This is a genomic window from Streptomyces carpinensis, assembly GCF_002154505.1.
In the GTDB taxonomy this organism is placed as follows: Bacteria; Actinomycetota; Actinomycetes; order Streptomycetales; family Streptomycetaceae; genus Streptomyces; species Streptomyces carpinensis.
Genome location: NZ_MUBM01000148.1, coordinates 19,390 through 40,302, shown reverse-complemented (window position 1 = coordinate 40,302; position 20,913 = coordinate 19,390). Strand labels below are relative to the sequence as shown.

Below are 20,913 nucleotides of genomic sequence, written 5' to 3'. Positions count from 1 at the left end.
CGCACCGACTTCGACAAGCTGGTCGTCGACATCGAGACCAAGCAGGCCATGCGTCCGCGTGACGTGATGGCGTCGGCCGGCAAGACCCTGGTCGAGCTGTTCGGTCTCGCCCGCGAGCTGAACATCGACGCCGAGGGCATCGACATGGGCCCGTCCCCGACGGACGCCGCCCTGGCCGCCGACATGGCGCTGCCGATCGAGGAGCTGGAGCTCACGGTCCGCTCCTACAACTGCCTCAAGCGCGAGGGCGTCCACTCCGTGGGTGAGCTCCTGGCGCGCTCCGAGGCCGACCTGCTGGACATCCGCAACTTCGGTGCGAAGTCGATCGACGAGGTCAAGGCGAAGCTGGCCGGCATGGGCCTGGCCCTGAAGGACAGCCCGCCCGGATTCGACCCGACCGCCGCCGCCTTCGACGCGGACGACAACGGAGGTGCGGGTTTCATGGAGAACGAGCAGTACTGAACGCTGCGCCGGGCCGCGGGGAGGCAGGAAGACACAGGAGCCAAGCGCGGGCCCAGCGTTCCTCGTGGGCGACACGTGGCGGCCGTCACACTGCCGGAACCGCTGTTCACCGCCCCGATGCCCAGCCCCGGCCTGCGGCCGGGCTGGGCCGCACAGCCCGGATGAGACGGCTACCGCGCCTTGCTCTCCGTAGACGCGGAGGCCATGTCGGTGCTGCGCTCGCGGCGCGGCACCGACATGGCACAAACCTTCCCGGAAAGCGCGACCGGGTCCGGGCAGCTTCCGGAGGCGACCGCGCTGGGCGGGGGCTGATCGTGTGGGAGGCCGGGCGGCTCGCTTCGGAACGACCGCAAGGGCGGGCTGCAGCAGCGCGGCGCCGGCGCGGCTCGCGCAGCAAGCACCGGTCCACTTCGTCGTCTTCGGCCGGCCCCGACACCACCGCCCGGCCCTACCGGGCCTGGGCCGAGCTGCCCTCAGCCACCACCGCGGAGCCGGCTCCCCGCACCGCCTGGGGCTCGACGACATCGTGATGTGCACGTGGCCGTCGGTCAGCCCGCGAGCGGCGTCGCCGGATTCTGCTGACAGCGCCCCCGATCGCCGCGAGCTACGCAGGCGCCACATCGTGCCGATGAGCTACCGCAAGAGTGCCCCGAACATCAAAAATCCGGGAGAGCACATCGCCCGCGTCCGCGAGGCGGATATGCGACAGGCCACCCGGCCGGCGCGCCCCTGCCCATGGCCGGTGCGCCACCATTGGGCGGCAGGGCCCGTCGACCCCCGGGGACCACGGGCCCTGCCTGCTGCTGCCGTCATTCCGTCGCGATGGCCCGCAGTACGTCCAGCCGGGCCGCGCGCCGGGCCGGGCGCAGCCCCGCCAGGGCGCCTGCCGTGATGCCCACCAGCGCCACCACCGCGAGCCGCGCCGGCGGTAGCGCGAAGGCGAACGCCGTGTCGCTCGCGCCGTCGGACGCCTTCACCAGTACCCATCCCAGGAAGGCGCCCAGGGCGAGCCCGCCGGCCGTGCCGAAGGCGGCGACGAGCACCGACTCCCAGCGGACCATGGCGCGCACCTGGGACCGGGTCTGGCCGACCGCCCGCAGCAGGCCCAGTTCCCGGGTGCGTTCGTGGACGGCCAGCGTGAGCGTGTTGGCGATGCCGAGCAGCGCGATGAGCACCGCGAGGGCGAGCAGGGCGTAGACGAGGGTGAGCATCATGTCGATGCCGCCCGCCGAGGACTGCGCGTACTCGTCGCGGGTCTGCACCTGGGGATCGCCGTACCGGGCGGCGACCTTCTCGACGGCCGCCTTACCCGCGCCCGCGCTCACGCCCGGCTTGAGGGAGACGGCGACGAGCGTGTCGGAGTCCTGGGTGCGGTGCGGGGCCCAGGCCGCGCGGGTGATGACGTAGTCGCCGGCCAGCTCTGACTGGCCGTAGACCGCGCGGACCGTGAAAGTCTGCTTCCTGCCGTCGGTGAAGGTGAGCCGCGCCTTGTCCCCGGTCGTCAGGCCCTGCCTGTCGGCCTCCTTCCGGGTGAGGGCGAGGCCGTCGGCGCCCAGGTCGCGCAAGGAGCCCTGGACCGTGCCGAGGTCGAAGGTGCGGGCGAGCGCGGCCGGGTCGGTGACGGTCAGAGCCCGTCCCTTGCCGTCGACCTCGGCGACGCCCTGCCCCAGCCCGACGGCCGTGTCCACCTCGGGCAGCCCCTGGATCGCCCCGGCGAGCCGGGGGCTCAGGCCGCTGCCGCCCGCGCCGAAGGACGGGGTGCTCACGGCGAGGTCGCCCGCGAAGGAACGGGAGACGGTCTGATCCATGGTGGCCTTGAGCGAGGCGCCGAAGACCGTGAACAGCGACACCACGGCGACGCCGATCATCAGCGCGCTCGCGGTCGCGGCGGTGCGCTTCGGGCTGCGCAGGGCGTTGCGCCGGGCGAGCCCGCCGGTGACTCCGCGCAGCCGGTCGAGCGGGCCGCCGAGCAGCCGTACGACGGTGGCGGAGGCGACCGGACCGAGGACGACGAAGGCGGCCAGGGCGAGCACGGCGCCGAGACCGGCCAGCCAGACGGACGGGGAGACCAGGACGCCCGACAGGGTCGCCGTGATCGCCAGTGCGCCGAGACAGGTGCCGGCGACCGCGCGCGTACGGGAGGCGCCGGAGGAGTCGACGGCCGTCTCGCGCAGCGCGGCCAGCGGCGCCGTGCGGCCCGCGCGCACGGCCGGCACGAGCGCGGACGCCAGACAGACGATCACGCCGACCACCGGCGGCAGCGCCATCGACAGCGGCCGGACGACCAGGCTGGTGTCGGGGAAGGGGAACCCGATCGCCGGGAAGAGCGCCTGCAGCCCGGCGGCGACCCCGATGCCGCCCGCGAGGCCGGCGGCGGACGCGGTGAGCGCGACGGCGCTCGCCTCGGCGAGGGCGGAGCCGGTCACCTGGCGGCGGGAGGCGCCGAGGGCGCGCAGCAGTGCGTTCTCGCGGGCGCGCTGGGTGACGACGATCGCGAAGGTGTTGTGGATGGAGAAGGTCGCCACCAGCAGCGCGACGCCCGAGAAGACCAGGAGGAAGGTCGTGAAGATGGTCAGGAACTGGCTGGAGATCGTGTCGGTGTTCTCCTGCGTGGACTCCTGACCGGTGATGGCCTCGACTCCCTTGGGCAGGACGGGAGTCAGCCTGCGGACCAGTTCGGCCTGACTGACACCGGATGCGGCCCGCACCTGGATGCTCGCCGCCTCGCCGGGCCGGGCGGTCAGGTACTTCTCCGCGTCCGCCTGTGTCATGCCCGTGAAGGTGACCTGCGCCATGCCGTCCTCGCCGCCGAAGGTGGCGAGGCCCACGATCGTCACCCTGACCGGGTCGGGGGTGCGCACGGTGGTGGTGTCGCCGATCCGCAGACCGCCTTTCTTGGCGGTGCCGCGGTTGACGACGACCTCGCCGGACCTGGCGGGGGCGCGGCCCTCGGCGAGCCGGTAGGGATTGAGCGTGGGGTCGGTGATCCAGTTGCCGGCGACGGTGGGCGGGCCCTGGCCGCCGATGGCCTTGCCGTTCTTGCCCACCAGTTGCCCCGCGCCCTGGATGTTCGGGGCGGCGGCCGCGACGCCGGGGACGTGATCGACGGTCTTCACCAGGGAGGTGCCCACCGGTTGACGTACGCCCTGGCTCTCGCCGGGGGTGGTGATGACGTCGGCGCTGCGCACGACGGCGTCGGTGCCGCCGTTGGCCTCGCCGAACATCGAGTCGAAACCGGAGCGCAGCGTGTCGCCCATGACGAGCGTCCCGGTGAGGAAGGCGACGCCGAGGAACACGGCGAAGAAGGTGCCGGCGAAGCGCCGTTTGTGGGAGCGCAGCGAGGACAGGCTGAGCCGGACGGAGGTGTTCACGTCCTCACCTCGAAGGCCTTCATGCGGTCCAGGACCTTGTCGGCGGTCGGGGACTCCATCCGGTCGACCAGGCGTCCGTCGGCGAGGAAGAGGACCTCGTCGGCGTGCGCGGCGGCGACCGGGTCGTGGGTGACCATGACGACCGTGCGGTCCATCTGCCGTACGGCGCGGCCGAGCAGGCCCAGCACCTCCTGGCCGGAGCGGGAGTCGAGGTTGCCGGTGGGCTCGTCGGCGAAGACGACGTCGGGCCGCCCGGCGAACGCCCGGGCCACGGCGACGCGTTGCTGCTGTCCTCCGGAGAGTTCGGCGGGCCGGTGGTGCAGGCGGTCGCGCAGTCCGACGACGTCGACGAGCGCGTCGATCCACTCCGCGTCCCCCTTGGCTCCCGCCAGGTCCAGCGGCAGCGTGATGTTCTCCGCCACGGTCAGCGTCGGTACCAGGTTGAACTGCTGGAAGACGAAGCCGATGCGGTCCCGGCGCAGCAGGGTCAGCCGGCGGTCGTCGAGGGCGCTCAGTTCGGTGTCGCCGACATGGGCGGTGCCGGAGGTGAGCGTGTCGAGCCCGGCCGCGCAGTGCATCAGGGTGGACTTGCCGGAGCCCGAGGGCCCCATGATCGCGGTGAAGCGTCCGGCGGGGAAGCCGACGGTCACCCCGTCCAGGGCGCGTACGGCGGTGTCACCGGCGCCGTAGACCTTCACGGCGTCGGTGACCCGGGCGGCCGTGCGGCCGGCCGCTCCGGGGGCGGTGGATCCGGTGGTGGCAGCGGTCGTGGCGGTCACAGGGCACCGTCCTTGCCCGTACGGCCGAACTGCTCCTCCAGCACCGACAGCCGGCGCCAGTACTCGTCCTCGTCGATCTCGCCGGAGGCGAAACGGCGGCCGAGGACGGCGATCGGCGAGTCGCCGGCGGGGCGGCCGTCGGCGCCGCCGCGCCAGGGGTCGGCGGCCATGCCGCGCCACGGTCCGCCGCGGCCGCGCCACGCCGTGCGGCGCAGGACGGTGACGGCGCCGACGACGACGGCCGCCCAGACCAACGGGAAGAAGAGGATCCACGGCCCGGGGTGGCCGTTCCAGTCCGCCAGCGTCTGCATCTCGGTTCATCTCCTTGGAGGGGTCGTCCGGTGATGTCTCGAGAGTGGCTCCCGGGTGGGGTCCGGGTCGTCGTACGGCCAGCGGCAGTGCGCGTACCACGCGGGAAGTACGGGGCCGTGCGGAGGCTGCTTCCCCCGGACCGTCGGTTTCTGTACCTACTAGTATGTATAGTGCTCTCATGAGCACCCCGGAGCGACTGATCGAGTCCACCCGCGAGCTGCTGTGGGAGCGCGGCTACGTGGGCACCAGCCCCAAGGCGATCCTGGAGCGCGCGGGCGCCGGGCAGGGCAGCATGTACCACCATTTCAAGGGCAAGCCCGACCTGGCGCTGGCCGCCGTCCGGCGCACCGCCGAGGACATGCGCGCCACTGCCGAGGGAGTACTCGGCGGCCCCGGAACGCCGTACGAGCGCATCGAGGCGTATCTGCGGCGCGAACGCGACGTGCTGCGCGGCTGCCCGATCGGCCGGCTGACCATGGACCCGGACGTCATCGCCAGCGGCGAGCTGCGCGCGCCGGTCGACGAGACGCTCGACTGGATCCGTGAGCGGCTCGCCGGGATCGTCGAGGAGGGCAGGGAGCAGGGGCAGTTCGCGCCCTCGCTCGACGCGGAGGAGATCGCGGCGACGATCCTCGCGACCGTGCAGGGCGGCTACGTCCTGGCTCGCGCCTCCGGCTCCCCCGCCGCCTTCGACACCGGTGTGCGCGGACTGCTCTCCCTGCTCGCTCCGCGCGGTACGACGACGACCGGGCCCGAGGCCTGAGGAAGGACCTTCCCGATGCACGCGATGCAGTACGAAGTGACCCTGCCCGCCGACTACGACATGGACGTGATCCGGGACCGCGTGGCCCGGCTCGGGCACCTGCTCGACGACTGGGAGGGGCTCGGTCTCAAGGCGTATCTGATGCGCGAGCGCGGGGTCGGCGGATCGCCGGTCAACCAGTACGCGCCGTTCTATCTGTGGGACACCGTGGAGGGCATGAACTCCTTCCTGTGGGGAGGCCCCTTCCAGGGGCTGGCCGGTGACTTCGGCCGACCCACGGTGCGGCAGTGGACCGGCCTGGCGTACGAGGAGGGCACCGCGGGGGACGCGTCCGCCGCCGTCGCCGTACGGCACCGCCGGCCCGTGCCCGAGGGCGTGGTGGTGGCCGACCACATGGCGGACGTGGTGAGTTCGACCCGGCGGTTGGCCGACCGGGACGGCGCGGTGCTCGCGGCGGCGGCGGTGGACACCAGCCGCTGGGAGTCGGTGCACTTCTCGCTCTGGACGCACCGGGACGCCGAGGCGCCCGAGGCCGAGGGCGAGGTGTTCCACGTCCTGCACGTGTCCCGGCCCGGGCCGAAGACGCTGCCGAGGGGACGGCAGTGGTGAGCGCCGTCCGTACGGTCCTCGGCGACGTCCTCCCCGGGGCACTGGGTGTGACCGACGCCCACGACCACCTCTTCCTCCACAGCCCGCAGTTGCCCGGCCGGGAACTGGCCGACGCCACGGCCGCGCGGGCGGAACTGGCCGCGTTCCGCGCGGCGGGCGGGCGGAGCGTGGTGCAGTGGACGCCGTACGGGCTGGGGCGCCGGGCCGCCGACCTGCCGCTGCTCTCCCGGGCGGCCGGGGTGCACGTGGTGTGCGCGACGGGGCTGCACCAGGCGGTCCACTACGACGAGGAGGCGCTCGTCGCACTGCGCGGCCGGCTCGCGGAGGTCTTCGTCTCCGAACTGACCTCCGGAATCGGGACGTCAGGGGTCCGGGCCGGGCTCATCAAGGTCGCCGGCGGTTTCCACGGCCTCGACACGCACGCCCGCTGGACGATGACGGCGGCGGCCGAGGCCCACCATGCCACGGATGCGCCCGTCGCCGTCCACCTGGAGATGGGCACGGCCGCGCTCGATGTGCTGGACCTGCTGTGCGGCGAGTCGGAGGTGCCGCCGCACCGGGTGATCCTCGGGCATCTCAACCGCTTCCCCGACATGGTGGTGCAGCGCGAGGCGGCGCGCAGCGGCTGCTATCTCGCCTTCGACGGACCCTCCCGCGCCCACCACGCCACCGACTGGCACATGCCCGATGCCGTACGGCCCTGGCGGAGGCCGGGTTCGGGGACCGGCTGCTGCTCGGCGGTGACACCGTGGCCGCGGGCGCGCGGTCCGTCGACGGCGGCCCCGGAATGCCGTACCTGCTGCGCCGGCTCGGCCCGCGGCTGGCGGCCGAACTGGGCTCGGATCTGGTCGGCCGTGTGCTCACGGACAACCCGGCCCGCGCCTTCGCCGTCGACTGGCGCTGAGTGCCGGCCGCCGCGAGTGGCCCGATCATGCGCAAGGTTGACCCCCGCAGGCCCTGTCCGCCGCCGCGGCCGGCCGGAGCATGGAGGGCATGCGGCCCCGGACGGGAGGAGAGGCGACGACCATGGCCCTGGAGATGCGTGACCACTGCGAACGCTGTGCGACCGCGGCGCTGCCGCCGGACGCGGCGGCCCGGATCTGCTCCTACGAGTGCACCTTCTGCGGGTCGTGCGCCGAGGCGATGGGGCACGTCTGCCCCAACTGCGGCGGTGAGCTGGTTCCGAGACCCCGGCGTGCAGCGGCCGCCTGAAACCCCGTCCTCAGGCGTCGCGTTGCACGCCGACCCGGCCGTCCTCGGCTGCCGGCCGCGGCTGCTCCGGCCGGTCGGCGGTGGCGGCCCAGTCGGCCAGGAACACAGGCCGTCGTGGGCGGCGGTGCCCGGCTCGGCGCTGTAGGCGGTCAGGGTCAGTCCGGGATCGGCGGGCAGGGGCAGTGCCTCGACGGAGAGGGCGAGGTCGCCGACGGCGGGATGGTGGAAGGTCTTGATCCCTGTCTGGTGCAGACGCACGTCGCGGGCCGCCCACAACGTCCGGAACTCCTCGCTCAGCGTGCGGAGTTCACCGACGAGGTCGGTCAGCTCCCGGTTGCGGGGATCCCGACCGGCCTCGGTGCGCAGCAGGGCGACCGTCGTGTCGGCCGTGCCGTCCCAGTCGGGGTAGAAGTCGCGGGCCCGCGGGTCGAGGAAGCGGAAGCGCGCGAGGTTGGCGGGGCGTGCCGGGCCGGAGAACACCGGCGCGTACAGGGGCCGGCCGAGGCGGTTCGCGGCGAGGACGTCCAGGCGGCCGTTGCGGATGAACGCCGGGGCCTCGGTCATCGCCCGCAGCAGACTGCGCAGGCCGGGCCGGATCTGCCGCGGGAGATCGGGGCGCGGTCCCGGGCGGGTGGTGTTCGCGGTCCGTGCGAGGTCGCAGAGGTGCAGGCGTTCGGCCTCGTCCAGCTGGAGGGCGCGGGCAGCGCGTCGAGCACGGCGTCGGAGACACCGCTGAGGTTGCCGCGTTCCAGCCGGGCGTAGTACTCGACGCTGACCCCCGCGAGCAGCGCGACCTCCTCGCGGCGCAGCCCGGGGACGCGCCGGTTGCCGCCCCTGTTTCTCGTGGCGCTGCGCCGCGGCCCGCGCCGGCTCGGGCTCTATCGACGAAACGGCAGGTCAGACGTGTGGGGAAGGGCCGGCTGATACGTGTACTGGCAGCACACCCCACGCTCCGGGAGGCGCCGCGCCGTCACCGACGACCACGGCGGTGCGGCCGGGCCCGACCTCGGCCGCTGTTCGCTCGCGACGTCACCGGGCCGCGGTCGCTCGGGACGGGTTCCCTGTCGGACGCAGCCTCGATGGCGTGGACAACCGCACCGAGATCCGCGAGTTCCTGACCACCCGCCGGGCCGAGATCGCCCTGCGGCGGGCGGGTCCGCCCTCCCACGTGCCGGCGCGGCCTGGCCCCATGCGGGCCGCCTGGCCCGTCGGCGCGGGCCTGGCCCGTCGGCGCGGTCATCGCTCCCCAGTGCGCCGTGCCCTGTCCTGGTCCGGGATCAGGCCAGCGCGGCCAGCGGGTCGTCCAGGACCGGCTGCCAGGCCAGTTCCGCCGCGCCGACCAGGCTGTTGTGGTCCAGCGTGCAGGGCAGGATGGGGACGCCTCCGCTCTGACCCCACAGGCTGCGGTCGGCGACGACGGCGCGCAGCCGGACCGGGTCGGCGTCGAGCAGGGTGCGGTGCAGTCCGCCGAGGATGATCCGGTCCGGGTTGAGGATGTTCACCAGGCCGGCGAGGCCCAGGCCGAGGCGGTCGACGAGGGCCTCGACGGCCGTGCGGACGGCCGGGTCGTCGTAGTGGTGACGGATCAGGTCGTTGGCCTGTTGCAGCAGCGACACCTCCGGGCCCGGTTCGCGGCCCGCCGCGGTCAGGAAGGCCAGCGGGTCGGCCTCCACGTCGAGGCAGCCGCGGCTGCCGCAGTGGCAGGGGCGGCCCTCGGGGTTGACGGTGAGGTGCCCGACCTCCAGCGCCAGGCCGGAACTGCCCGTGTGCAGTCGCCCGTCGAGGACCAGCGCACCGCCCACCCCCCGGTGCCCGGTGGCCACGCACAGCAGGTCGCGGGCGCCACGCCCGGCGCCGTGCCGGTGCTCGGCGAGCGCGGCGAGGTTGACGTCGTTGGCGGCGAACGCCGGACCCGTGATCCCGGCCGCGCGCACGCACTCGGCGAAGATCCGCCGCACGGGCGCGCCCGGGGGCCAGGCCAGGTGGAGCGGGTTCAGCGCCAGACCCTCCGGTTCGGCGACCGCGGACGGCACGGCGAGTCCGGCGCCGACGCAGCGGCGTCCGGTGCTGCGCAGCAGCTCGGCTCCGGCCTCGACCACGGAGCCGAGCACCTTCGCGGGGTCGGCGTCCACGGTCTCGCAGCCGGGCGCGGTGGCCACGATCCGGCCGCCCAGGCCCACCAGAGCCGCACGGAAGCCGTCGGCGTGCACCTGCGCGGCGAGGGCGACGGGCCCGTCCTCGGCGACCGCGAGCCGGTGCGAGGGCCGCCCCTGCGAACCGGCCGCCGCACCCGGCCGGGCGTCCACCCGGATCAGGCCCAGCGCCTCCAGCTCGGCGGCCACCGCGCCCGCCGTGGCCCGGGTCACCCCCAACTCGGCGGTGAGGACGGCCCTGGTCGGGGCGCGCCCGGTGTGCACGAGCTCCAACGCGGGCCCGAGCGCACCGCGCCCCCGGTCCAGCCGCGTCCTCGAGGTGGTCCCTTCCCCCGCCGTCCGGGGGTCCGCCTTGCCGCTCATGAGGGCGAGTCTCCCATGATCCGCCGGCCGGGCGACCTACAGCCCGCTCACCCGGAGGGTGATGTTCAACCGGCCGCTCAGCCCCAACTCGGGCGGTGCCGTGCCCGGATGGACGCGGGGCACACCGTGGTACGCGAGCCGCGACGGGCCGCCGAAGACGAACAGGTCGCCGCTGCGCAGCTCGACGTCGGTGTAGGGCCTGGCGCGGGTCTCGGTGTTGCCGAAGCGGAACACACAGGTGTCGCCGAGGCTGAGCGAGACGACGGGCGCGTCGGACCGCTCGTCGCTGTCGCGGTGCATGCCCATGCGGGCGTCGGCGTCGTAGAAGTTGATCAGGGCGATGTCGTACTCCGCCCCGGTGGCCGCCGCCGGACCGAGCGCGTCGCTCACCGCGCGCCGCCCCAGCTCGCCCAGCCATGCCGGGAACGGTTTGACCGGGGCGCCGTCGCCGTCCACGACCGTGCGGGCGTAGGCGTACGGGTACCAGTGCCACCCCAGGCAGACCTGCCGGGCGGTCATCGTGCCGCCGCCGGGCGTGCGGACCGTGCGCAGGCCGGCCGGCGGACGGGCCCACTCCCGGCAGGCGGCGAGCAGCTCGCGCTGCCGCGCCGAGTCCAGCCAGTCCGGTACGTGCACCGCGCCCGGCGCGACCTCCGCAGGACCGCGGGGGAACAGCTCGGCGTCCATGGTGCCCATCCTGCCCTAGCGGTCCTGAGCTGGGGCTCGGATAGCCTGGACGGACGATGAGCGACCGTATGACGACCCCCTGGGGCGAGCTCGCGCTGGCCCGGTTCCCCGAGGACCCGCGTGACCGGCTGCGCGCCTGGGACGCCTCCGACGAGTATCTGCTGACACACCTCGCCGAGGAGGCGACCGATCTGTCCGGGACGGTCGTGGTCGTCGGGGACCGTTGGGGAGCGCTGGTGACGGCGCTGGCGGAGCACCGTCCGGCGCAGATCACCGACTCGTTCCTCGGGCAGGAGGCGACCCGCCTCAACCTCGCCCGCAACGGTGTCGAGCCCGGTGCCGTACGGCTGCTCACCACGCAGGACGCGCCGCCCGGCCGGATCGACGTCCTGCTGGTGCGCGTGCCCAAGAGCCTCGCCCTGCTGGAGGACCAGCTGCTGCGGCTGGCTCCCGCGGTGCACGAGGGCACGGTCGTCGTGGGCACCGGCATGGTGAAGGACATCCACACCTCGACGCTCGCGCTGTTCGAGCGGATCCTGGGCCCGACGCGGACCTCGCTCGCGCGGCGCAAGGCCCGGCTGATCCTGTGCACCCCGGACCCGGCCCTGGAACGGCCCGCCAGCCCGTGGCCGTACAGCTACGACCTGCCCGACGGCATCGGCGCCGTCTCCGGCCGCAGGGTCGTCAACCACGCGGGCGTCTTCTGCGCCGACCGGCTCGACATCGGCACCCGCTTCTTCCTGCAGCACCTGCCCGACGGCCGCGGAGCCCGCCGGGTGGTGGACCTGGGCTGCGGCAACGGAGTCGTCGGTACGGCGATGGCGCTGGCGCACCCCGAGGCCGAGGTGCTGTTCACGGACGAGTCGTTCCAGGCGGTGGCCTCGGCAGAGGCGACGTACAGGGCGAACGAGGTGCCGGGGCGCGCCGAGTTCCGGGTCGGCGACGGCCTCTCGGGCGTGCCGGCCGGCAGTGTGGACCTGGTGCTCAACAACCCGCCGTTCCACTCGCAGCAGGCGACGACGGACGCGACGGCGTGGCGGATGTTCACCGGGGCGCGGCGTGCGCTGCGCCCCGGCGGCGAGCTGTGGGTGATCGGCAACCGGCACCTGGGCTACCACGTCAAGCTGCGCCGGCTGTTCGGCAACAGCCGGCTGGTGGCCAGTGACCCGAAGTTCGTGGTGCTGAAGGCCGTCAAGCGGTAGGCGGCGCGGCGGGCGTGCCGACCACGCCGATGAGCCGTTCCACCTCCCGCGCCATCGCCTCCCGGCCCACGCCGAGGTACTTGCGGGAGTCGACCGCCTCGGGATGGGCCGTGAGGAACTCGCGGATCGCGTTGGTCATGGCGAGGTTGAGGGCCGTGCCGATGTTGATCTTGGCGAGACCGCCGGCGACGGCCGCGGTCAGTTCGCCGTCGGGCACGCCGGAGGAGCCGTGCAGGACGAGCGGGACGTCCAGGGTGTCGGCCAGGCGCTTGACGAGGTCGTGGTCGAGGGCCGCGGTGCGCTCGGTCATGGCGTGGGAGTTGCCGATGGCCACGGCAAGCGCGTCCACTCCCGAGTCGGTGACGAACGCGTGCGCCTCGCCGGGGTCGGTGCGGGCGCCGGGGGCGTGGGCGTCCAGCGGCGGCCGGCCGTCCTTGCCGCCGACCTCCCCGAGCTCCGCCTCGATCCAGAGCCCCTGGGCGTGTGCCCATGCGGCGGCGGCGCGGGTCGCGGCGAGGTTCTCCGTGTACGGCAGCCGGGAGGCGTCGTACATCACGGAGCTGAAGCCCGCCTCGGGTGCCTGACGCAGCAGGTCGTCGCTCTGCACGTGGTCGAGGTGCAGGGCGACGGGCACGGAGGCCTGTTCGGCGGCGGCGACGGCCGCGCGGGCGAGCGGCTGCAGCCGCCCGCCCCGGAACCCGACCGCGTTCTGGCTGACCTGGAGGACGACGGGCGCACCGGCCGCCTCGGCGCCGGTGACGACGGCCTCGATGTGTTCCAGCGTGATGACGTTGAAGGCGACGACGGCGGAGCGCGCGGCGGCGGCGCCGCCGACCAGCTCGCCGGTCGGTGCAAGCGGCACGGCTTGTCCTTTCCGGATGCGGGGGGACGTCGGGGGTCGGGCGTCAGGGGGTGAGGATCACCGAGCGGGTGAGGTGGCGTGGCTGGTCCGGGTCGAGGCCGCGGGCCGCGGCGACGGCGACCGCGAGCCGCTGGACGCGGACGAGTTCGGCGAGCGGGTCGAGTCCGCCGTCGACCCACAGCCCGCCCGTGGCGCGCACCTGGTCGGCGAGTCCCTCCGGTGCGCGGCCGAGCATCCAGGTCGCCGTGCCGCGCGTGGTGATGCTGATGGGCCCGTGCCGGTACTCCATCGCCGGGTAGGCCTCGGTCCAGGACAGTGAGGCCTCGCGCATCTTCAGGCCGGCCTCGTTGGCGAGGCCCACGGTCCAGCCCCGGCCCAGGAAGGTGAACTGCGTGCAGTCGACGAGACCTTCGGGCAGGGGCTGGGACAGCGCGGTGCGGGCGTCGGCCACGACGGCGTCGGTGTGCAGGCCGAGGTGGGCACGGAGCAGGGTGAGCGCGGTGGTCGCGAACCGGGTCTGCACCACGGAGCGTTCGTCCGCGTAGTCGAGGACGACGACGTCGTCGGCGGCCGACATGACAGGGGTGTCGGGGTCCGCGGTGACGGCCGTCGTGCGCGTGCGGCCCTTCAACCGGTCCAGCACGTCGAGCACTTCGGTGGTGGTGCCGGAGCGGGTGAGGGCCAGGACCCGGTCGTAGGAGCGGCCGTGGGGGAACTCGGAGGCCGCGAAGGCGTCGGTCTCGCCCTGCCCGGCGCCCTCACGCAGCGCGGCGGCGGCCTGCGCCATGAAGTACGACGTCCCGCAGCCGACGATCGCCACCCGCTCCCCCGGCGCCGGCAGCGCCCCGCCGTGTCCGGCGGCGTCGGCCGCGACACGGGTCCAGCACTCCGGCTGGCTGGTCAGCTCGTCCTCGACATGGCTCATGGCCATACCCTCCCGGGGGATGATTGATTGTTCTTGCAAGATAGCCGTGCTTTTCGAGCAGAATCAAGCATCTGCCTCCGTGTCGGGTGCGCTAGGGTCACGGAGGATCGAGGAACGGAGGCCGCCGATGTCGCGCGATGCCCGCTGGAAGGCGCTGCTGGAGCTGCTCGTCGAGCGCGGCCGGCTGGACGTCGAGGAGGCGGCGGCCGAGCTGCTGGTGTCGGCGGCGACGATCCGGCGGGACTTCGACCAGCTCGCCGAACAGCAGATGCTGGTCCGCACCCGGGGCGGCGCGGTCGTGCACGGCGTCTCCTACGAACTGCCCCTGCGCTACAAGACGGCCCGCCGCGCCTCCGAGAAGCAGCGGATCGCCCGGGCCGTGGCGGACCTCGTGGCACCCGGCGAGGCGGTGGGCCTGACCGGCGGCACGACCACCACGGAGGTGGCCCGCGCCCTCGCGGTGCGCGGCGACCTGGCCTCCGGCTCCCCGGCCCTGACCGTGGTGACGAACGCGCTCAACATCGCCAACGAGCTCGCCGTACGGCCCCAGTTCAAGATCGTGGTGACCGGCGGGGTCGCGCGCCCGCAGTCGTACGAGCTCATCGGCCCGCTGGCGGACGGGGTGCTCGGCCAGATCACGATCGACGTGGCGGTCCTCGGCGTGGTCGCCTTCGACGTCACGCACGGCGCGGCGGCCAACGACGAGGCGGAGGCCGCCATCAACCGGCTGCTGTGCGAGCGCGCCGAACGTGTGGTCGTCGCCGCGGACTCCAGCAAGCTGGGCGGGCGCGCCTTCGCGCGCATCTGCTCCGCTGAGTCGGTGGACACGCTGGTCACGGACGCGGCGGCCGGGAAGGAGACGGTGCGCCGGTTCGAGGAGGCGGGGATCCGGGTCGTCACCGTCTGAGGACGCCCCTGCCGGCGAGCACATGGCGTCAGGTACGCAGGAAGCCCACACCGCGGCCGTCGTTGCAGCCGGAGGGGACCGCCCGGTCCTCGCCGGGACCGCCCTGGTGGGCCTGGAGTGCCACGCTCGTCAGCGACAGGAGGAGATCGACGTCGGCCGACGCGTCGAGGCGGATCGTCACCCAGGACGAGCCCGGTACGACGCGGATCGCGGCGAAACGCCTCAGGTCGCGCGCGAGACGGCGGATGGCCCGGTCGGTGAGGTGGAGGTCGACGTCGCGGTCGGAGTGGAAGTGGGCGATCTCCCCGTGCGCCGAGCTGAGCGCCTGCCCGGTGCCGCAGCTCGGCACCGCTTCCATCAGGTCGGGCCAGGTGGCCAGTTGGGCGAGGGCACGCGCGGCGAGCGTCATGGTCCCATCATGGCGCGCTCACCGCACGGCAACCGATACGTGAGCCGGCCTTAACCGATCCGTGTCCAAAACCGGTCGCGCGCGCTCCGCTCGCAAGCCTGCCGCACGCCGTCCGCACGGCCCGTCCCACCGTCCGCGACGCGGCCCGTCACGCCGTCCGCGCGGGCCGGTGACCCGGGTTTCGTGCTCCCGGGAGCCTCTGATCGCTTCTGGAGGCACACTTGCAGTAAGGGCCGTCGTTGCTCACGAGGGGGTGTCGAAGGTGACACGTCGTGCGGGAGTGTGGCTGTGGCGGTGGCGGCGCAGTCCGCTCAGGCGGACCAGTGATGTCGTGGAGGCGTGGATTCTGCTCGTCGCCTGGGTCCTCGCCCTGGCGGGCGGACTGCTGGCGGGACTGGTGACGGCGGGCGCCATGCAGCAGAGCGCGCAGCACGTGCGCGAGCGGAGCCGTCCGGTGTCGGCCGTGCTGAAGCCGGGGACGACACAGGCGGACGCCCGTCCGACGAGCGGTGCCGTGGTGTGGGGGACGGTGCGCTGGAGCGAACCGGACGGTTCGACGCACACGGGCCGGACCAGAGTCCCCGCCACCGCGACGCCGGGCTCCCACGTCACGGTGTGGACGGACGGGCACGGCACGCTGATGCCGCCGCCCGCCTCCGCGGCCGACACCGCCTTCCAGTCGGTCCTGGGCGGCCTGTGGGCGGGCACGGCCACCGTGGGCCTCGTCATCGGCGGTGCCAAGCTCGTCCAGAGCCGGCTCGACCGTCGCCGCTTCGACCAGTGGGCCGAGGAGTGGGCCCGGGTCGACACGCGGTGGGGGCGCAAGACGGGCTGACGACCACGGGAGCCCCTCGCCGCCCGCACAGGACCGCCGGCCCGCGCGGGCATCGATCTCACCTGCCGCGGTACCCCGAGCGTCGCCTCTGACCTGCCGCTCCCGTCCACCAGCCCCTTGCCCCCGCGCCCACGTCCTCCTAGCCTGACTTTGTGCCGCTTCTAAACAAAGTCCGCCCGCACAGTGTCGTGACGGACAACGCCCTCACCCGACTCCGGGTCACCCTCACCACCTTCTTCGCCCTCGACGGCTTCGTCTTCGCCGGCTGGGTCGTCCGCATCCCGGACGTCAAGCACCAGACCCACGCCTCCACCGGGGCACTCGGCCTCGCCCTCCTCGGTGTCTCCGCCGGGGCCGTCGTCACCATGACGCTCACCGGCCGCCTGTGCCGCCGGTACGGCAGCCATCCGGTCACCGTCGTCTGCGCCGTCCTGCTCTCCCTGAGCGTGGCCCTGCCCCCGCTCACCCACTCCGCCCTGGCGCTGGGCGCGGTCCTGCTGGTCTTCGGTGCCGCGTACGGCGGCATCAACGTCGCCTTCAACAGCGCGGCCGTCGACCTGGTGGCCGCGCTGCGGCGGCCGATCATGCCCAGCTTCCACGCCGCCTTCAGCCTGGGCGGCATGGTGGGAGCGGGAGTCGGCGGCCTCGTGGCCGGATTCCTGTCCCCCACCCGGCACCTGCTGTGCCTGACCGTGATCGGCCTGCTCGTCACCGCCGTCGCGGGGCGCGCGCTCCTGCGGCTGCCGCCCCCGCGCCCGGCCGAGCAGGTCCGGCCCGAGGAGCCGGATCCGCGACGCCTCGACGGCCGCACCCGTGGTGGCGTCCTCGTCCTGGGTCTCATCGCGTTGTGCACGGCCTACGGCGAGGGGGCCATGGCCGACTGGGGCGCGCTCCACTTCCAGCAGGACCTGGACGCCTCGCCGGGCGTCGCGGCGGCCGGCTACTCCTGCTTCGCCCTGGCGATGACGGTCGGGCGGCTGACCGGGACCACCCTCCTCGAACGGCTCGGCCGCACCCGCACGATCGTGGCCGGGGGCTCCGTCGCCGCGGCCGGCATGCTGCTCGGCTGTCTCGCGCCGTCGGTGTGGGCCGCGCTGCTCGGCTTCGCCGTCGCCGGGCTCGGGCTCGCCAACCTCTTTCCGGTCGCCGTGGAACGCGCCGGCGCCCTCGCGGGTCCCAGCGGGGTCGCGATCGCCTCCACCCTCGGCTACGGCGGCATGCTCCTCGGGCCCCCGGCCATCGGGTTCATGGCCGACTGGCTCTCCCTGCCGGCCGCGCTGACCAGTGTCGCCGTTCTGGCCGCCGTCGCCGCCGTGGTCGGGTTCGCGACGAGGCGGTCGACCGGAGCGTGACGGACGGCGAACGCCACTCACCCGGGCCGTGACACACCGAACAGCGGCACACCGAACAGCGACTCACCGTACGGCTCCGACCCCGGTCGCGCGCCGGGTGGCGCCGCTGGTCGGCCGTTCGCACGGCCGGTCCGGGCCGGCCGGTCCGAGGTCGTACGGCGCGTCTCATCAGGCAGTCCGTACCCCCACCGGCGCGGTCCGTCCGGCAGACTTCCCGCCATGAAGACTGCCGAGTTCCTTCACGTGCTGGATCGGGAGGGCCGTCTGCTGGCCGCCGCGGCCGAGGAGGCGGGGACCGACGCCGTCGTGCCGTCCTGTCCGGGCTGGCGGGTGCGGGACCTGCTGGGGCACACGGGCGCGGTGCACGAGTGGGCCGCCGCCTTCGTCGCGGACGGGCACAACTCGCCGCGCCCCATAGGGGATCCCCCCGAGCTCGACGGCGCCGAGCTGGTGGCCTGGTACCGGGACAGCCACCGGCGGCTCGTCGAGACCCTGGCCGGGGCGCCGGCCGACGTGGAGTGCTGGACGTTCCACCCGGCGCCCCAGGCGTCGCCGTCCCCGCTGGCCTTCTGGACCCGGCGGCAGGCGCACGAGACGGCCGTCCACCGTTTCGACGCGGAGCGGGCGCGCGGCGGCACACCGACCCCGATCGGCGGCGAGTTCGCCGTCGACGGCATCGACGAGCTGCTGCGCGGCTTCCACGCCCGCTCCAGGAGCCGGGTCCGCGCTTCCGAGCCGCGCGTGCTGCGGGTGCGTGCGACGGGTACGGCCGAGGGCGCGGACGCGGTGTGGACCGTACGGCTCTCGGACGGGCCGCCGGTCACGGTCCGGGACGCCTCCGCGGCGGCCGACGCCGAACTCTCCGGTCCGGCCGACGAGCTGTACCTGGCGCTGTGGAACCGGGTTCCGGTCCCGGGCGTGACGGGTGACGGTTCGCTCGCCGCGCTGTGGCGGGAGACCTCGGCGATCGTCTGAGTCCGGGCCGGGCCCCGCGGACGGCGGTCGCCTCAGCCCAGCCAGCCGGGCCGCACCAGGCCGGACTCGTAGGCCAGGACGACCAGTTGGGCGCGGTCTCGGGCGCCGAGCTTCACCATGGTGCGGCTGACGTGGGTCTTCGCGGTGAGCGGGCTGACCACCAGGCGGCGGGCGATCTCCTCGTTGGACAGGCCGATGCCGACCAGGGCCATGACCTCGCGTTCGCGCTCGGTGAGCCGGGCGAGGGCGTCGGCGGTGGCGGGCTCCTTGGAGCGGGCGGCGAACTCGGCGATCAGACGGCGGGTGACTCCCGGGGACAGCAGCGCGTCGCCCCCGACCACCGCCCGTACCGCGCGCAGGAGTTCGTCGGGTTCGGTGTCCTTGACCAGGAAGCCGGAGGCTCCCGAGCGGATCGCCTCGAAGACGTACTCGTCGAGTTCGAAGGTGGTGAGCATGACCACCTTTACGTCCTTCAGGTCGGCGTCCTCGGTGAGGCGGCGGGTCGCGGCCAGGCCGTCCAGCGACGGCATGCGGATGTCCATCAGCACCACGTCGGGGCGCATTTCGCGCACCATGCGCAGGGCCTCCTCGCCGTCGGCGGCCTCCCCGGCGACCTCGATGTCCGGCTGCGCGTCGAGCAGTGCCTTGAACCCGGCCCGCACCAGCGACTGGTCGTCGGCGAGAATGACACGGATCACCGGCTCTCCTCCTTGATCGTCAGCGGCAGCACGGCGAGCACCCGCCAGCCGCCGTCGGGACGCGGGCCCGCATCGATGGTGCCACCGAGTGCGGCGGCCCGTTCACGCATCCCGGCCAGTCCGTTGCCGCTGCCGCCCGCGTCCGCCCCGGTCGGCGGCCCGTCGTCGTCGATGCGCAGCCGCAGCGTGTCGGCGTCGTGATCGAGACGCACGCGCGCGTGCCGGGAGCCCGAGTGCCGTACGACGTTGGTGAGGGCCTCCTGCACGATGCGGAAGGCGGCGAGGTCTGTGCCGGGCGGCAGCCGGGGCGGGGAGCCCTCGACGTCGACGGTGAGGCCGGCGCGGGCCGCCTGGTCCACGAGTTCGGGCAGCCGGTCGAGGCCGGGCGCCGGGGCGCGCGGGGCGTCTCCGGGCGTGCGCAGGGTGTCGAGCACCTGGCGCACCTCCCCCAGCGCCTCCTTGCTGGCGGCCTTGATGGTGGTGAGCGCGGTGCGCGCCTGCTCCGGGTCGATGTCCAGGAGTGCGAGACCGACGCCCGCCTGCACGTTGATGACGGAGATGCTGTGGGCGAGGACGTCGTGCAGCTCGCGGGCGATGCGCAGCCGTTCGGCGTCGGCGCGCCGCCGGGCCGCCTGGACGCGCTCGGCGCGCTCCTTGGCCCACTGCTCGCGGCGGACGCGAGCCAGTTCGGACACGGCGACGACGGCCACCACCCAGGTGGCGATGACGAGTTGCTGGCCCCAGGAGGAGGCGCTGTCGCCGGGCGGCGGCAGCCACCGGTAGAGCCACAGCGCGATGAGCGCGTGCCCGGCCCAGAGCACCCCCACGGACGACCACGCGGCCCGGCGGTGCCCGGCGACGACGGCGCTGAAGCAGCTCACGGCGACGGCCAGGAACACGGGACCGTACGGGTATCCGGCGGCGAAGTAGGCCAGCGTGGCCACCGCCGTGCCGTACGCGACGATCACCGGATGCCGCTTGCGCCACAGCAGCAGCCCACAGGCCACGAACAGCAGCGCGTACGCGTATGGGTCCAGCGGCTCCCGGTGGCCGTGCTGGTTGCGGGCCGAGAAGTGCGAGCCTACGAGCACGAAGGCGGTGAACAGCACGGTGGAGACCCAGGGCCAGTGGGCGCCGCGCGTCTCCTCCTCGTCCGCGCGGGTCCACCACGGAGGGCCGTGCCGCCACCACTGCGGCGGACCGCCCGGGCGTACGCGCTGCTCTTCCATGACGGCCACGCTAGACGCCCGGCACCGCCCGCCGCGTCACCCCGGCGAGGTGATCACTCGTACTCCCGGCGAAGTAGGACCGCGCCCGGCGCCGCGGGTGCCGGGCACGAGGTCAGGCAGTCAGGCCCACGCCGTGCGCGAGCCGGATCGCCGCGTGCCGGAAGAACGGCTCGCGGTCCTCCACCACCCGGTGGAACTGCCCGAACAACTCGAACCCGATCAGGCCGTACAGCTGCGCCCAGGCGGCGACGAGGGCGGCGACCACCTCGGGTGGCAGGTCGGGCGCGAGGTCGGCTCGCATCCGCTCGGCCTCCTCGCGCAGCGCGGGGGGGAGCGCGGGCGCGGTCACATGGCCCCGCTCGTGGGCGTCGCGGACGATGCCGATCAGGAGGAGGCCGACGCGGGCGGCGGGCGGCACGGTGGTCTGCGGCGCGGTGTAGCCGGGCACGGGCGAGCCGTAGACGAGGGCGTACTCGTGGGGGTGCGCGAGGGCCCAGCCGCGCACCGCCTCGCACACGGTGGTCCAGCGCTCCAGGGGCCCCGCGTCGGCGACCGCGTGGTGCGCGGCCTCCGCGGCGTGTCCCAGGGAGTCGTACGCGTCGATGATCAGCGCGGTCAGCAGGTCGTCACGGCTGGGGAAGTACCGGTACAGCGCGGAGGAGACCATGCCGAGCTCGCGGGCCACGGCCCGCAGCGACAGCCTCGCGGCTCCCTCGGCCGCGAGCTGTCTGCGCGCCTCGTCCTTGATCGCGGCGGTGATCTCCGTCCTGGCCCGGGCGCGGGCCCCTTGTGCGGTGCTCATGCAGAA

General features: G+C 74.1%; 20 protein-coding genes and 2 pseudogenes. 10 read left to right on the top strand and 12 right to left on the bottom strand.

Annotation, left to right across the window (positions count from 1 at the left end):
- On the top strand, window positions 1-462 hold a 462-nt coding region (locus BZY54_RS20095; RefSeq protein ID WP_279634693.1), incomplete at its 5' end, for a DNA-directed RNA polymerase subunit alpha C-terminal domain-containing protein.
- A gap of 809 nt (window positions 463-1,271) precedes the next feature.
- Here BZY54_RS20095 and BZY54_RS20090 read toward each other — a convergent pair.
- The 3 genes from BZY54_RS20090 to BZY54_RS20080 are packed head-to-tail and all read right to left on the bottom strand — an operon-like array spanning window position 1,272 to window position 4,923.
- Complete coding sequence (locus BZY54_RS20090; protein WP_086726566.1) at window positions 1,272-3,833, bottom strand: ABC transporter permease; 2,562 nt, start codon at window positions 3,831-3,833, stop codon at window positions 1,272-1,274.
- Window positions 3,830-4,612: an ABC transporter ATP-binding protein gene (locus BZY54_RS20085; protein ID WP_086726565.1), complete on the bottom strand. Its 783-nt coding sequence runs from the start codon at window positions 4,610-4,612 to the stop codon at window positions 3,830-3,832. Before BZY54_RS20085 ends, BZY54_RS20090 begins: the two co-directional genes overlap by 4 nt.
- Window positions 4,609-4,923: an SHOCT domain-containing protein gene (locus BZY54_RS20080; protein WP_086726564.1), complete on the bottom strand. Its 315-nt coding sequence runs from the start codon at window positions 4,921-4,923 to the stop codon at window positions 4,609-4,611. The genes BZY54_RS20085 and BZY54_RS20080 overlap by 4 nt, the downstream gene beginning before the upstream one ends.
- A gap of 164 nt (window positions 4,924-5,087) precedes the next feature.
- Here BZY54_RS20080 and BZY54_RS20075 point away from each other — a divergent pair, with 164 nt between their 5' ends.
- The 4 genes and pseudogenes from BZY54_RS20075 (at window position 5,088) to BZY54_RS20060 (ending at window position 7,508) form a co-directional block, all read left to right on the top strand.
- Window positions 5,088-5,687, top strand: a complete 600-nt coding sequence (locus tag BZY54_RS20075; protein WP_086726563.1) for a TetR/AcrR family transcriptional regulator — start codon at window positions 5,088-5,090, stop codon at window positions 5,685-5,687.
- Between the two features lie 15 nt (window positions 5,688-5,702).
- Window positions 5,703-6,296 carry a DUF4865 family protein gene (locus BZY54_RS20070; RefSeq protein WP_086726562.1) on the top strand — a complete coding sequence of 198 codons (594 nt, stop codon included), beginning with the start codon at window positions 5,703-5,705 and terminating at the stop codon, window positions 6,294-6,296.
- A pseudogene (locus BZY54_RS20065) lies at window positions 6,290-7,200 on the top strand (phosphotriesterase family protein). The gene BZY54_RS20070 and the pseudogene BZY54_RS20065 overlap by 7 nt, the downstream one beginning before the upstream one ends.
- A gap of 122 nt (window positions 7,201-7,322) precedes the next feature.
- A complete protein-coding gene (locus BZY54_RS20060) occupies window positions 7,323-7,508 on the top strand; it encodes a DUF1272 domain-containing protein (RefSeq protein WP_086726561.1) in 186 nt (61 codons plus the stop codon).
- 171 nt (window positions 7,509-7,679) lie between these two features.
- Here BZY54_RS20060 and BZY54_RS55470 read toward each other — a convergent pair.
- The 3 genes and pseudogenes from BZY54_RS55470 to BZY54_RS20045 form a co-directional block, all read right to left on the bottom strand.
- Window positions 7,680-8,072, bottom strand: a pseudogene (locus BZY54_RS55470) (MmyB family transcriptional regulator); the annotation flags it as partial.
- A 713-nt stretch (window positions 8,073-8,785) separates the two neighbouring features.
- Window positions 8,786-10,024, bottom strand: coding sequence for an ROK family protein (locus BZY54_RS20050; protein ID WP_086726560.1), 1,239 nt, complete (start codon window positions 10,022-10,024; stop codon window positions 8,786-8,788).
- 36 nt (window positions 10,025-10,060) lie between these two features.
- Window positions 10,061-10,711: an alpha-ketoglutarate-dependent dioxygenase AlkB family protein gene (locus BZY54_RS20045; protein WP_086726570.1), complete on the bottom strand. Its 651-nt coding sequence runs from the start codon at window positions 10,709-10,711 to the stop codon at window positions 10,061-10,063.
- 68 nt (window positions 10,712-10,779) lie between these two features.
- Between BZY54_RS20045 and BZY54_RS20040 the strand changes: the two genes are divergently transcribed.
- Entirely contained in the window at window positions 10,780-11,913 is a 1,134-nt protein-coding gene (locus BZY54_RS20040; protein ID WP_086726559.1) for a methyltransferase, read from the top strand.
- Here BZY54_RS20040 and BZY54_RS20035 read toward each other — a convergent pair.
- Together BZY54_RS20035 and BZY54_RS20030 are read right to left on the bottom strand one after the other, a co-directional pair.
- Entirely contained in the window at window positions 11,903-12,775 is an 873-nt protein-coding gene (locus BZY54_RS20035; RefSeq protein ID WP_086726558.1) for a class II fructose-bisphosphate aldolase, read from the bottom strand. The two genes, BZY54_RS20040 and BZY54_RS20035, sit on opposite strands and share 11 nt — an antisense overlap.
- Window positions 12,776-12,818: 43 nt before the next feature.
- Entirely contained in the window at window positions 12,819-13,700 is an 882-nt protein-coding gene (locus BZY54_RS20030; protein ID WP_086726569.1) for an SIS domain-containing protein, read from the bottom strand.
- Between the two features lie 127 nt (window positions 13,701-13,827).
- Here BZY54_RS20030 and BZY54_RS20025 point away from each other — a divergent pair, with 127 nt between their 5' ends.
- Window positions 13,828-14,607 (top strand): DeoR/GlpR family DNA-binding transcription regulator, encoded by a 780-nt coding sequence (locus tag BZY54_RS20025; RefSeq protein ID WP_086726557.1) that lies wholly within the window; start codon window positions 13,828-13,830, stop codon window positions 14,605-14,607.
- 28 nt (window positions 14,608-14,635) lie between these two features.
- On the opposite strand, the gene BZY54_RS20020 is transcribed toward BZY54_RS20025, so the two are convergent.
- Window positions 14,636-15,016 carry a luciferase domain-containing protein gene (locus tag BZY54_RS20020; protein ID WP_086726556.1) on the bottom strand — a complete coding sequence of 127 codons (381 nt, stop codon included), beginning with the start codon at window positions 15,014-15,016 and terminating at the stop codon, window positions 14,636-14,638.
- Between the two features lie 253 nt (window positions 15,017-15,269).
- On the opposite strand from BZY54_RS20020, the gene BZY54_RS20015 reads away from it, so the two are divergent.
- The 3 genes from BZY54_RS20015 (at window position 15,270) to BZY54_RS20005 (ending at window position 18,178) form a co-directional block, all read left to right on the top strand.
- Window positions 15,270-15,851, top strand: a complete 582-nt coding sequence (locus BZY54_RS20015; protein WP_425276294.1) for an Rv1733c family protein — start codon at window positions 15,270-15,272, stop codon at window positions 15,849-15,851.
- A 188-nt stretch (window positions 15,852-16,039) separates the two neighbouring features.
- Window positions 16,040-17,203: an MFS transporter gene (locus tag BZY54_RS20010; RefSeq protein WP_086726554.1), complete on the top strand. Its 1,164-nt coding sequence runs from the start codon at window positions 16,040-16,042 to the stop codon at window positions 17,201-17,203.
- 219 nt (window positions 17,204-17,422) lie between these two features.
- Window positions 17,423-18,178: a maleylpyruvate isomerase family mycothiol-dependent enzyme gene (locus BZY54_RS20005; RefSeq protein ID WP_086726553.1), complete on the top strand. Its 756-nt coding sequence runs from the start codon at window positions 17,423-17,425 to the stop codon at window positions 18,176-18,178.
- 32 nt (window positions 18,179-18,210) lie between these two features.
- On the opposite strand, the gene BZY54_RS20000 is transcribed toward BZY54_RS20005, so the two are convergent.
- From BZY54_RS20000 to BZY54_RS19990, 3 genes are all read right to left on the bottom strand, one after another.
- Window positions 18,211-18,876, bottom strand: coding sequence for a response regulator (locus tag BZY54_RS20000; protein WP_086726552.1), 666 nt, complete (start codon window positions 18,874-18,876; stop codon window positions 18,211-18,213).
- Window positions 18,873-20,105 carry a sensor histidine kinase gene (locus BZY54_RS19995; protein WP_086726551.1) on the bottom strand — a complete coding sequence of 411 codons (1,233 nt, stop codon included), beginning with the start codon at window positions 20,103-20,105 and terminating at the stop codon, window positions 18,873-18,875. Before BZY54_RS19995 ends, BZY54_RS20000 begins: the two co-directional genes overlap by 4 nt.
- Before the next feature lie 112 nt (window positions 20,106-20,217).
- A complete protein-coding gene (locus BZY54_RS19990; RefSeq protein ID WP_086726550.1) occupies window positions 20,218-20,907 on the bottom strand; it encodes a TetR/AcrR family transcriptional regulator in 690 nt (229 codons plus the stop codon).
- Window positions 20,908-20,913: the final 6 nt, after the last annotated feature.